Below are 12,574 nucleotides of genomic sequence, written 5' to 3'. Positions count from 1 at the left end.
ACCGAGATAACCATGAACGACGCACATCCTTCAAAAGAGCAGTTTTTCGAGCGCCTTGGAGCCGTGGCAGACGAGATGATCGAAGCGTATGGCAAGGATTTCGCGCTGGGAGCGCTCATTCTCACTGCACGTTTTGTCGCTGAAGGAAAAGGTCCCGGCGATGCTGACAAGAGCGTGATTGTTACGGCTGAAAGCCACGGCAGCATTGCCCGGTAGAAGGTAGATCGAGAACCCGACGTCCGGCTCCAAACGTCCCAATATCGGACAGCATCGGGAAGCGAGGTTGTCGCAGAACAAAACATGGCGCACTGCGAGATTTTTTAGCGGAAGCCTCGGCGCGTTACCAGGCTTTGATGTAGAGCAAAGAAATACTTCTGGCACGCATATCGCTCTATAAGCGCAGGTCAATCCGAGAGCGTTGACGTCAAGAAGCGCAAATCGAAAAACAGCAGGAGACACGATCGTGAAGACGGGTCCGGCAGACCTGTTCTTCGATTCCATCTCCCGAGCTTTTCGCTTGGCAACGAGACGGCCCGCCCGTGTTGTTGACTGGTCCTGGCGCTAGCCGGCCCCGCCCGAAGCGTCGCATTCCGACAGTTACCGAAATGGAACTAGGAGAGCTCAATGTCTGATGGATTAACGCTCAACAAGATCACGTCCCAGCGCGGGATCAGTATTGGCGAAGCGGCACGCCGCGTCGCCGATCTAGGCTGGACTCCGAGTTACGTCCAGGAGGCCATGACCTTCCCGACGGACTACAAGATCAGCAAGGCGCCTCGCGACCCGATGAAACAGGTGCTGCGCTCTTATTTCCCGATGCAGGAGGAAAAGGATAACCGCGTATACGGTGCACTCGACGCAGCATTGCGCGGTGACATGTTCCGCAACGTCGAGCCCCGCTGGGTGGAATGGATGAAGCTGTTCCTTGCGATCATTCCGTTCCCCGAGATTTCGGCGGCGCGTTCGATGGCGATGCTTGGGCGGCTCGCACCGGGCGAAGAACTGCGCACCGGCTTTACGATGCAGATGGTCGACGAGTTCCGGCACTCCACGATTCAGATGAACCTGAAGAAGTGGTACATGGAAAACTACATCGATCCGGCCGGATTCGATATCACTGAAGCCGCGTTTGGCAAGTGCTACGCCACGACGATCGGCCGTCAGTTCGCGGAAGGGTTCCTCACCGGTGATGCGGTTACTGCCGCTAACGTGTTCCTGCAGGTGGTGGCCGAGACGGCGTTCACGAATACGCTATTCGTCGCGATGCCATCAGAAGCCGCGCGTAACGGCGACTATGCGTTGCCGACGGTGTTTCTGTCAGTGCAGTCGGATGAGAGCCGGCATATCGGCAATGGTCACTCGCTGGTGATGTCGATCATCAACGATCCGGACAACCATCTGCTGCTCGAGCGCGACCTGCGCTATGCGTTCTGGCAGAACCACGCGATTGTCGATGCCGCTATCGGCACCTTCATCGAGTACGGCACGACGAATCGCGACAAGAACAAGGAATCGTACGCCGAGCTGTGGCACCGTTGGATCTACGAGGATTACTACCGCACCTACATGCTGCCGCTGGAGAAGTACGGCATCAAGATTCATCACGACGACGTCGCCGCCGCCTGGGATCGCATCGTCAAGCAGAACTATGTCCACAAGGTCGCGCAGTTCTTCTCGGTCGGCTGGCCCGTCAACTTCTGGCGTATCGAAGCGCAGACCGAGAAAGACTTCGAATGGTTCGAGCACAAGTACCCCGGCTGGTACGCCGAATTCGGCGACTACTGGAAGTGGTACGCGAAGAAGAGCGTGCCGGGCGAAACCAACATGCTGTTCGATCAGGAAAACGGCTACGTGTATCCGCACCGTTGCTGGAGTTGTCTCGTGCCCTGCCTGATTCGCGAAGACTTCGTGGTCGACGAAGTTGACGGCCAACTGTACACATATTGCTCGGAGTTGTGCCGCTGGACGCATAAGGTCGCGTTCGCGGACGAATACGAAGGCAGGCCGACTCCGGCAATGGGTCGCTTCAGCGGGCGCCGTCAATGGGAAGAGTGCTACCACGGCTGGGATCTGGCCGATTGCATCAAGGATCTTGGCTTTGTGCGCAGCGACGGCAAGACGCTCGTGCCGCAGCCGCATCTACGCTTCGACGACAGGCAGATGTGGACGCTCGATCATGTGCGCGGCTACACGATCCAAAGCCCGCTGGTGTTGCTACGGGGCATGACACCGGAACAGCGCGAGAAGCACATTGCCGAGTATCGCGCCGGCTTCAAGATCAATCCGGTGAATTGAGCAAGGCGTCTGGTCCGGCGGCGCGTAGTGCGCCGCCGGACTGGGTCATGAGCAAAGGACGAGCGACAAGCGCGAGGCGAGGCACTAAATGGCGGACACAGGCGACGACAAGATATTCCATACCGTTTACTTCGAGCCGGTCGGTGTGCAGATGTCGGTGGCAGAAGGCGAGACCGTGCTCGATGCCGCGTTTCGTCAGGGCATCGCGGTGATGCATGGATGCAAGGAGGGGCAGTGCAGCAGTTGCAAGTCGCTGCTGGTCGAGGGTGATGTCGAACTCAAGAACTATTCGACGTTCGCATTGCCCGACTACGAACGCGAATCCGGCCATATCCTGCTGTGCCGGACGCTCGCCTACAGCGATCTGACCGTCGAACTGCTGAATTACGACGAAGACCTGATGCGCCGCTCGATCGCGGTAAGCGAATATGACGCGACGCTCACGAAGATCACCGCGCTCACGCACGACATCAGGCTGCTGGAAGTGAAGTTGTCGAGGCCGTTGCGCTTTTGGGCCGGACAGTATGTGGACCTGACGATTCCAGGCACGAGCATCACGCGATCGTTCTCGATGGCGAATACGCCTGACGGCCAATCGACGCTGCAGTTCATCATCAAGAAATATCCAAACGGGGCGTTCTCGTCGCAATTGGACGGGGGGCTGAAGCCAGGCGACAGGCTGGTCGCGAAGGGGCCGTACGGGACCTGCTTCCGGCGCGAGGACCAGCCCGGACCGATGGTGCTCGTGGGCGGAGGCTCGGGGATGTCGCCACTGTGGTCGATTCTCAACGATCACGTGCAAAGCGGGGAAGAACGCCCGATCCGTTTTTTCTACGGCGCGCGCAGTCGGCGCGATCTGTTCTATCTCGACGAATTCGCGGATCTCGAGCAGACGTTGCCGGATTTCCGCTTTATCCCGGCGCTCTCGAATGCCGAACCGGACGACGGCTGGACGGGCGAAACAGGTTTTATCCACGAGGTGGTCGGCCGCACCTTGCGCGAAGGAGGGCTCGCTGGCGAGATCGACGCTTACGCATGCGGTCCGACTCCGATGATCGAGGCGGTAATGCCGGTTCTTCAAATGGCCGGTGTTGCACCCGAGCGACTTTATTTCGACAAGTTTACGCAGGCAGTTCGCTAATCGAATCTGACACGACGCCCGTTTGAAGTGTCCATAACCGAAACACGAAGGAGGATTGACATGAGTACGTTGGCAGAGCAGTCGCCGGTGAAGTCGGGAGCGGCCGGCGCAGCCCAGTTCGCAGGCTGGGACAGCCGCAAGTACAACTACTTCGAGCCGAAGGGACGCAAGGCGAGCCACTACGAAGACATGACGGTGGACGTTCAGCCCGATCCGAATCGATATCTTCTGCAAGACTGGATACTGTCATTCGCTGACGGCACTCCGACGTATTCGCAAACCTGGACGGCGGCCAAAAGCTCGGACTGGCACAAGTTCCGCGCCGTCGACGAAGAGTGGGAGCGCACGCATTACCAGCGTCAGTCGACCATCATCGGCATGATCACCGGCGCGATTCAGAACGCGCGGCGCTCAGGGGCGGTGAAGCGCTTCGACAGGACGTGGATCAAGGTGCTGGAAGCGCATCTGAGCGCCTACAAGCATGCGGAGTTCGGTCTTGGCACCGCCACCATGCATGCGCAGCGTTACGGCTATACGCAGATGATCAATAGCGCCATTCTGACGAACTCGTCGTACAAGCTGCGCTTTGCTCAGGACCTGACGCTTTACCTCGGCGAGATCGCACTGGATCTGCCCAATCTCGACCTCGATGCCGGCAAGCAGCACTGGCTCACCGACCCAATCTGGCAAGACACGCGCCGGGCAGTGGAGACCATCGGCGGGGCCACCGATTTTCTCGAGAAGTACTTTGCCGTGAACATCGTATTCGAGCCGCTTGTCGCGGATCTGTTTCGCAGCGGATTCGTCATGCAAGTCGCGGCCGCGCAAAACGATTTTCTGACACCGACCGTCGTGTCGGCGGCCGAAGGCGACTACGAGCGCAATCTGGCCAATGCGGTCGAACTGTTCCATATGCTCGCGAACGACCCGCAGCACGGCGAAGCCAATCGCAAGCTGTTCGCCGAATGGCTCGAGAAGCACGGCGCGCTGGCCCTGGACGCAGCAAAGCAGCTGCAGCCGATCTGGTCGATTCCGCATGTGAAGACCGCCCAGTTCAACGACTGTCTGAACAGCGCGATAGAGCGGGCAGAAATGATCGCCAGAGAAATTGGCGTTCACTTTCCTTCGTCGATCCGCGCCTGAGCGCTACTCGAACCATTCGAACCAACCGCGGAGGAGTAAGCAATGTCAGTGCATACCGACAATATTTTCAAGTCGATGAAGGACGTCCGCTTCGAACAGACGATCTCGCATCAATGTGGCGTGACGATGAACGACAGCGTCGAGGCCCGGGCGATTGCCGAACTGATGTCCGCCAAGCCGGGCATCACGGTGACGTATCTGCCGGCGATGATCCGCATCGACGGGCAGGGCAAGATCGAGTTCAAGATGGGGGAAATCAGCGAAGTGCTAGGACGCGAAATGACGCCGCATCTGTTCGAGATCTCCACCTCCACCCACTATGGGCGAATGGTGATGATCGACGACGAGACAGTCATACTGTTCGGCAATATGGACGATGCGATGGCTTACGAGTGAGCGGACACACCGCCAGCCAGACAGGCGGCCGGTTTCCCGCTACGGCGACGGGCCGCTCCCACAATCAAGGAGACGAATGCCATGTATCGAACCACGGACGGTGAAGAAATCTTCATCATCGACGGACATGTTCATCTATGGGACGGCAGCAAGGCCAACGTTAAAAACGTGCACGGCCAGCAATTCATTGACTGCTTCTACGCGTACCACTCGAATCTGAGCCCCAAGGAGTATTTGTGGCCCAAAGAGAAGTTCGACAAGTACGGGGAAGAAGCAATGTATAACGACCTGTTCGTCAACGGTTACGACGACATGGCGATCTGTCAGCCAACCTATCTGACGGACTTCTACAAGAATGGCTTCAACACGACTGAGGCCAACTACGTGTTGAAGAAAAAGTATCCGAACCGCTTTATCGTCAACGGCGCGTTCGATCCACGCGATGGGGAGGCAGGACTCGATCGCCTCGAGGAGCTTGCGTCTCTCTACAAGATTCAGGGCGTCAAGCTTTACACGGCGGAATGGCGTGGCGACAGCAAGGGCTACAAGCTGTCGGACCCCAGTGTGCAACGCTATTTCGAGCGCTGCGAGAAGCTGGGGATCAAGAACATCCATGTCCACAAGGGGCCGACGATTCTGCCGCTGAATCGCGACGCGTTCGACGTGGCCGATATCGACGACGCCGCGACCAGCTTTCAGAACCTCAATTTCATTGTCGAGCACTGTGGTTTGCCGCGGCTCGACGATTTCTGCTGGATCGCGACCCAGGAGACGAACGTCTACGGAGGTCTTGCCGTGGTGCTGCCGTTCATCCATTTGCGGCCTGAGTATTTCGCGCATGTGATCTCCGAGCTGCTGTTCTGGATCGGCGAGGACAAGATCCTTTACGGCAGTGACTATGGCATCTGGTCGCCGAAATGGCTGATCGAAAAGTTCATGGCCTTCGAATTGCCCGAGTCGGTTAGCAAGGAAACCGGTGTGCAGTTGTCGTTGACGGCCAAGAAAAAGATCCTGGGGCTCAACGCTGCGCGCTTGTATGGCATCGATATCGAGGCGCAAAAGGGATTGCTGGAGGTCGTCCAGCAACCGGCAGCGGTTGGCGCATGAGCACGCCGCACGCGGGCGAGGCGCCGGCCGCAATCGTGTCGAAGGGCGCTTCGAGCCGGGTCGCCGAGGTCTGGTCCCGACTCGAAGCGGTTGCTGACCCTGAACTCGATGAGTCGGTGACCGAGCTGGGATTCGTAACCGCAGTGGAGGTCGATGGCGGCTGCGTATCGATCGGCTTCCGCTTGCCGACCTACTGGTGTGCGGCCAACTTCGCCTACCTGATGGCGGACGACATGCGCCGGGCGATAGTGGGCTTGCCGTGGGTGACCAACTTCGTGATCACGCTCGACGAGCATATGTATGCCACCGAGATCAATCGAGGCGTAGCCGCTGGACGGACGTTCCAGCAGACCTTTGGCAGCGACGCCAATGGCGAGGTGGAGGACGTGCGGCGCATATTTCTCGTCAAGGCGTTTCAGCGGCGACAGGAAGCGCTTTTGAGCTGGCTGCTGAAACAGGGCAGTGAGCCGGCGATGCTAGTGCAACTGAGCCTGGCGCAGCTTTCGGCGTTGGCGCTCGCGAGCGCGGACGATGGAAAGACCCGGCGCCTCGTAACGCGATATCGCGAGCGGCGTTTCGTAGTGGGGCACTGTCCCGACGAAGCAGCGCAGGGAGATGAACCGGCTTTTGTCGACTCTGAAGGTGGTCCGCTGAACGCAGACGAACTGGGTGCCTACCTGCGTGCTTTGCGAAGGGTCGGCGTCAATGCGGAATTCAACGGCGCACTGTGCCGCGGTCTGCTGGCTGCGCGCTATGGCGAAAGCTGCGCCCCCGCGCCGGCGGTCGAGATAAAACCGGTCCATTTCGTCCGCATTGACGGTTCGAAGCCAGCAGGAACGTTCTCGCCAGCACGACAGGCGTCCGGAGCGGCAGAGTAAAAAAACAGCGATCGAAGTTAACCGGATCAGGAGAGACAGGATCATGCCGAATATCATGCTGCATGACGACGACGCGCGCATGGCGCTAGGTCGAGGCATCGCCAAACTCGCAAAGGCGGTGCGAGGCACGCTCGGCCCTCGCGGAATGAACGCAATCATCGACCGGCCAATCGGCTCGCCGATCATCTCACGCGACGGGGTCAGCATCGCCAGTGAGATCGAACTCGAAGATCCCTTCGAGAATATCGGCGCGCAAGTCGTGCGCGAAGTGTCGAGGCAGACCAACGAGGTCGCCGGCGACGGTACGACCACCGCGACCGTTCTTGCCGACGCATTGGTGCAGGACGGTCTCGCCTGCCTCGCGCAGGGCGCCAATCCCGTTGAACTGGTGCAAGGTCTGGACCTGGCCGTCAACGAGGCAATCGACGCGCTCAAACGCATTGCGACGCCGCTGCGCAGCAGTGAAGAAGTCCGAGCCGTGGCGGTGGTGGCAGCCAACGACGAGTTCACCGGCAAGCTGGTGGCTGAAGCATTGGAGCGGGTGGGCGCCGACGGGATTGTTGATGTCGAATACGGCACTACCGTCGAAACCCGTCTGGAAGTGGTGGACGGGATGGCTTTCGATCGCGGCTACCTGTCCCACCACATGGTGACGGACGTCGAAAGAATGCAGGTTGTGCTGGACAACCCCCTCATTCTGATGACCGACCAGCGGCTGCAGTCGCAGGAAGAAGTCGCGGCGCTTCAGGCGCTCGCGACTCAGAGCAAACGGCCGCTGCTGATTATTGCTGAAGAGGTAGCGCCAGCTTGCGTGATGACCCTGCTCGCATGGCGCGGCAACGGCGGCATGCCCGTGGCGGCGATTCATCCGCCGGAGTACGGACACTGGCGCAAGGCAATGCTCGAGGACATCGCGATTGTTACAGGTGGCAAGGTCGTTGCCCGCGACCTGGGCGGGAAGCTGGAAGCCACCGCATTGAGCGACCTCGGAAGCGCGCGCCAGGTACGCGTCTCCTCGAACCAGACCATCATCACGGCTGGCGGTGGCGATCCGGCGGCGGTGGCGGCGCGCCGTCAGCAAGTGGCGCGCCAGTACGAAATGGCACCGGAAAACGTCGAGCGCGACAAGTTTCAGCTACGCCTTGCAAAACTGTCGGGCGGCACCGCGCTGATTCTCGCGGGTGGCGCAACGCCGGTCGAACAGAAGCGTCGGCTGCATCTGATCGACGATGCGATTCACGCGGCGCGCGCGGCGATTGCCGAAGGCGTTGTGCCGGGTGGTGGCATGGCCTTGTTGCGGGTCTCGTCCGAACTGGAGGGCGTTATTGCACGCAGCCATGGCAGCGTGCAGCAAGGCGCACGGCTGCTACAGGCTGCCTTGGCGAAGCCGCTCTTTCACATCGCGACGAATTGCGGCCTCGACGGCACGGCCATCGTAAGCGAAGCGGTGCGGGCAAAACCCGGTATGGGTCTGGACGCACGTCGCGGCGCCTTCGTCGACCTCGCTGAAGCAGGCATCATCGATCCGGTGAAGGTCAGTTACAGCGCGGTACGCAACGCGGCCTCGGTAGCAGGGCTGATTCTCACCACGCAGACGCTGATCGCCAGGAAGCCAGAGACGATCGATCCGACCGCCGGGCCGGCGCTGGGCGCTGGCGCCGAACGACTTGGCCGGCCATAACCCATCAGACTGACATAGCGGGTCTCCGGAGCCACGGAGACCCGCACAGCAAGGCCGCCGCCGGGTACGACCCGGGCCGCTGGGGGCTGAAGGAGACGAACGATGGCTACAGAAACGGGTCGCCATTTCGACGCGATCGCGATGACAGTCCGGCATCTTGGCGCGATACCTTCGAAGCGCCTGCTCAAGATTGCACTCGGCTGGAGCATCACGCTATGGGGGATGTCCATTTTGATGAACGATGCGAGGGCAGCGATCGCTCCGTTTTTGCACGGCGTCGCCGGCGCGATCATGAAAACAATAGCGTGATTGCTATCCGTGCCTCCCCGAGCGGCCACTCCTGCGAATTGCGGGAGGAAAGGGCAGAGCACGGATGGTTGATTGCGTCCCTCGCACGTCGTTCCTGCATTCGGGGCTGCTACGCGGATTGCGTAGCAATGACGGTGATCGCCACGTTCTCTACGCTGGCGGTCTTATCGTTTAACCGACAACTAGCTGGCTAAAGGATTAACAAACGAGGCCGGTAATCGGAGGCGATCCGATGTGTGAACCGTGTTTCCCCCAAAAGACTCGTTGAAAATCGAGGCATATACTAGGGCCGCGTTAGCTGTTGCGTTCGAAAAATCGAAGTCCGCACGATATATCCAACCATAACATTCTAGCTAGTCAAGACGAAGCCAGTTGCAGAGCCTGGTTCCGCGTTTGACCCATCGCCCTGGAGGAAAGTGTGGCGAGGAGACATCAGCTTGGCAGCATGTTGGGTCTAGGCGATCAGGCCACAATGCGTGGCATCGTGGCGAATGCGCAGCGCGCTAACCTCCGCCATTCCGACCGGCGCACGATGCTCGCGTGGGAGCGTTTTCTGGCCGGCGAGCCGTCGACCTCTGCGCCGCCGGCGCTCATCGACTCATGGCAACGCAGCTTGCAGTCCGGCGTTAGTCCGACCGCGGTCTCAGCGCCGATTGCGGTACACGGCGACGGAGTCGCGGCGCTGCTGTGGCGGCATCGCGACTTGCTGGCAGCTGCTGACCGTTTGTTCGCGGTTACGGCCGACCTTTTCGCTGACTCACATTCAATCCTGCTGCTCACGAATCAGGACGGCGTCATCCTTAAAGCGGCGGGCGATTTGCGCACGCAGGCGGCCGGGGAAAAAATCCACCTGACGATAGGCGGCGACTGGGGCGAGGGCAGGGCCGGCACCAATGGTATAGGCACCGCGCTAGCAACCCGTGAGCCGACTTATATCCATGCATCGGAGCATTTCTGCGAAGGCATCAAATCGTGGAGTTGCGCGGCAGCGCCGATCTGCGAGCCGGGCACTGGCGCGGTGATCGGTGTACTCGATATATCCGGACCGCCTTCCACCTATCAGATCAATAACCTCACGTTGGCGTTGACCGCCGCGCGGCAGATCGAAATGGTGCTTGCCGAGCAGGCCGCTCGCGAGCATATGCGTCTGTTGGCCTTCTGCCTGCATCGCGTGTCTTCGTCGGATGTGACCGGGATGGTTGCTATCGACCGCAGTGGCCGGCTCGTGCATACCACGGGCAGAGTCAGCTTGCCGGTCGGCATCGGCGAGCGGTTCCCGGGGATGAGCGAGACCTCTGCGGTCGAGGACTGGGTGCAACATTTACCCGCGGGATTGAGCGCCGAATGGTTCAACCCTGTCGTCGTTGACGGCAACACGATTGGGGCGATGCTAGTCGTGCCCGCAAGAACCCGTCTCGTCACTGTGCGAGTCGCGGAGCGCAACGGAGAGGCTGATCCGCAGCGTAATTGCTTCGCGCAAATCCAGGGACAAAGTGCGTCGATGCTGGCCGCAGTCAATCGCGGGCGTCAGCTTGCCAGAAGGCGAGTACCGGTGCTGATCGAGGGTGAGACGGGGGTTGGCAAGGAACTGTTCGCGCGCGCGATTCATGGTGAAGAGGGCGGAGGCGGCCCATTCGTCGCTTATAACTGCGGGGCGGCGTCGAAAGAGCTGATTGCCAGCGAGCTGTTCGGTCACGTGCGTGGCGCTTTTACTGGCGCGACAACGGAAGGGCGTGCGGGCCGATTCGAGCTGGCTCACGGTGGGACGCTGTGTCTCGACGAGATCGGCGAGATGCCGCTCGACCTTCAGCCCGTGTTGTTACGTGTGCTGGAAGAGGGCGTCATCTACCGGCTGGGCGACACGCAGCCACGCCGCGTCGACGTGCGTCTGCTGGCGATGACCAACCGCAATCTGCGCGAAGAGGTCGAATCCGGTCGCTTCCGCCGCGATCTGTATTACCGGATCAGTGTTACGCGCATACGCATTCCGCCGCTGCGCGAGCGGGACATTGATATCGATCTGCTAGTCGAGCACTTCAACCGCAAGCTCGCTTTGCACCACGGTGTCCCCGAACGACAACTGAGCGCGGAGATCATGGCGGTGCTGCGTGCCTATTCGTGGCCCGGCAATGTTAGGGAACTGCGCAACGTAATCGAGAATATGCTTTTGACGTCCAGCCAAACTGCTGTGTCGCTCGACGATTTGCCTGCCGAGTTGCTCGATGACATCTCGGTGTCCGAGGCCATTCCTACGCTGCGCGACGAGGACGCAAGTCTGGAGGCGACGGAACGTTTGGCCATTGCACGCGCCGTGCACAACACGCACGGCAACCTTGCGCAGGCCGCACGCGCCCTTGGTGTTTCGCGAAGCACGCTCTATCGCAAGATCGAGTTTTATCGGCTGGAGGGGATGGTCAAGCCAGCGGCAAGGGAATGACGAACCCTGCATGGGCTGCTCGACCAGTACAACGATAACGAGAGCAGCAGGGACGCTGGTGTTATGGCAAGACGCCAGTGCCGTTTTCAGTCCCGTCACGTCCATTCCGGGTCAACGCGGCCCACGGCCCGCGCGCGACGCCTCGCGGGATCTCGCGCGACCGTGTCGGCCAATGAGTGAAAAGCCGTATCCGTGCAACCCCCTGGTAGAACGCAACGACATAGCTGGCTATGATCCCAGCCTTCTCCCCGCATTGCATCGCACCGACTACATGAAGGACGAACGTCTCGTCGAGATGAGAATTTTCAAAGCCGTCGCGGAGACGGGTGGCTTCACCCATGCTGCCCTCGCGCTTCAACTTCAGCAGCCTTACGTCAGCCGAGCCATATCGAGTCTCGAGAAACGCCTTGGCGTATCGCTGCTAAGACGCTCGACGCGCCGCCTTCAGCTTACGCAGGAAGGTCATGAATATCTCGCATCGTGCAAGCGCATCCTCGACGACATCGACGCCGCTGAAGCCCAGCTCTCACGCGCGGGCCAGCATATGTCTGGCGCCATCCGCGTAACGGTTGCGACGTCGTTTGGCATGGATCAGATCGTGCCGCTTATTCCCGGTTTCCTCGAGCGATACCCCAGACTGCGCGTGCGCCTATCCCTGTCTGACACGCTCGCGGATCTGATTGGAGAGGGCTTCGATGTAGCAATCCGGATGGGTAGCCTGCAAGACTCGAATCTCGTGAGCCGCAAGCTGTCCCATTTGCAACGTGTGGTGACCGCTTCGCCTTCCTATATCGCAAGGCATGGCATGCCCACCGTGCCCGCCGATCTTGCGGGGCACAACTGCCTGATGTGGGAGCCCCCGATGGATCATCTGAACCATTGGCCTTTCGTGATCGACGGTGAACGCACGTCAATGCTCATCAACGGCAACTTCCAGACGAGCAGCGGCGTGAGTTCCGTCTACATGTGCCTCGCGGGCGTCGGTATCACACGCATGGCGGAACATATGGTGCTGCCTTCGATTCGCAGCAACATGCTCGTGCCGTTGTTGACGGATTTTCAGCCGAGTGACGATACCGCGATCTATGCGCTATATCCGCGCGATTCGTCACTGCACCCGCGCGTGCGGGCGTTCATCGACTATGTGGCGGAAAAGCTCAAGCGGCCGCCTTGGGCCGCCTGAGCAT

11 protein-coding genes are annotated in these 12,574 nt (G+C 60.0%); all 11 read left to right on the top strand.

What is annotated here, in order from left to right; translation table 11 throughout:
* Positions 1-12 precede the first annotated feature (12 nt).
* Positions 13-216, top strand: coding sequence for a hypothetical protein (locus GCT19_RS06735; RefSeq protein WP_018434412.1), 204 nt, complete (start codon positions 13-15; stop codon positions 214-216).
* A 408-nt stretch (positions 217-624) separates the two neighbouring features.
* Complete coding sequence (locus GCT19_RS06730) at positions 625-2,295, top strand: aromatic/alkene/methane monooxygenase hydroxylase/oxygenase subunit alpha (protein ID WP_026228484.1); 1,671 nt, start codon at positions 625-627, stop codon at positions 2,293-2,295.
* 88 nt (positions 2,296-2,383) lie between these two features.
* Positions 2,384-3,436, top strand: a complete 1,053-nt coding sequence (locus tag GCT19_RS06725) for an NADH:ubiquinone reductase (Na(+)-transporting) subunit F (RefSeq protein WP_152851439.1) — start codon at positions 2,384-2,386, stop codon at positions 3,434-3,436.
* A 60-nt stretch (positions 3,437-3,496) separates the two neighbouring features.
* Positions 3,497-4,579, top strand: coding sequence for an aromatic/alkene monooxygenase hydroxylase subunit beta (locus GCT19_RS06720; RefSeq protein ID WP_152851438.1), 1,083 nt, complete (start codon positions 3,497-3,499; stop codon positions 4,577-4,579).
* A 42-nt stretch (positions 4,580-4,621) separates the two neighbouring features.
* Positions 4,622-4,975, top strand: a complete 354-nt coding sequence (locus GCT19_RS06715) for an MmoB/DmpM family protein (protein WP_152851437.1) — start codon at positions 4,622-4,624, stop codon at positions 4,973-4,975.
* A gap of 81 nt (positions 4,976-5,056) precedes the next feature.
* Entirely contained in the window at positions 5,057-6,082 is a 1,026-nt protein-coding gene (locus tag GCT19_RS06710) for an amidohydrolase family protein (RefSeq protein WP_152851436.1), read from the top strand.
* Positions 6,079-6,960, top strand: a complete 882-nt coding sequence (locus tag GCT19_RS06705) for an iron-sulfur cluster assembly protein (protein WP_018434418.1) — start codon at positions 6,079-6,081, stop codon at positions 6,958-6,960. Before GCT19_RS06710 ends, GCT19_RS06705 begins: the two co-directional genes overlap by 4 nt.
* A 43-nt stretch (positions 6,961-7,003) precedes the next feature.
* The gene (gene groEL / locus GCT19_RS06700) at positions 7,004-8,641 is read left to right on the top strand and encodes a molecular chaperone GroEL (protein WP_018434419.1); all 1,638 of its coding nucleotides are present in this window, start codon (positions 7,004-7,006) and stop codon (positions 8,639-8,641) included.
* Between the two features lie 102 nt (positions 8,642-8,743).
* Positions 8,744-8,950 carry a hypothetical protein gene (locus GCT19_RS06695; RefSeq protein WP_018434420.1) on the top strand — a complete coding sequence of 69 codons (207 nt, stop codon included), beginning with the start codon at positions 8,744-8,746 and terminating at the stop codon, positions 8,948-8,950.
* A gap of 472 nt (positions 8,951-9,422) precedes the next feature.
* Positions 9,423-11,387, top strand: coding sequence for a sigma-54-dependent Fis family transcriptional regulator (locus tag GCT19_RS06690; protein WP_227717656.1), 1,965 nt, complete (start codon positions 9,423-9,425; stop codon positions 11,385-11,387).
* Between the two features lie 271 nt (positions 11,388-11,658).
* A complete protein-coding gene (locus GCT19_RS06685; protein ID WP_026228486.1) occupies positions 11,659-12,570 on the top strand; it encodes a LysR family transcriptional regulator in 912 nt (303 codons plus the stop codon).
* The last annotated feature ends 4 nt before the right edge of the window (positions 12,571-12,574 follow it).

Source organism: Paraburkholderia atlantica (assembly GCF_009362785.1).
Taxonomy (GTDB): domain Bacteria; phylum Pseudomonadota; class Gammaproteobacteria; order Burkholderiales; family Burkholderiaceae; genus Paraburkholderia; species Paraburkholderia atlantica.
Note: the sequence above shows the minus strand (reverse complement) of the source record. Positions and strands in the feature narration are given on the sequence as shown.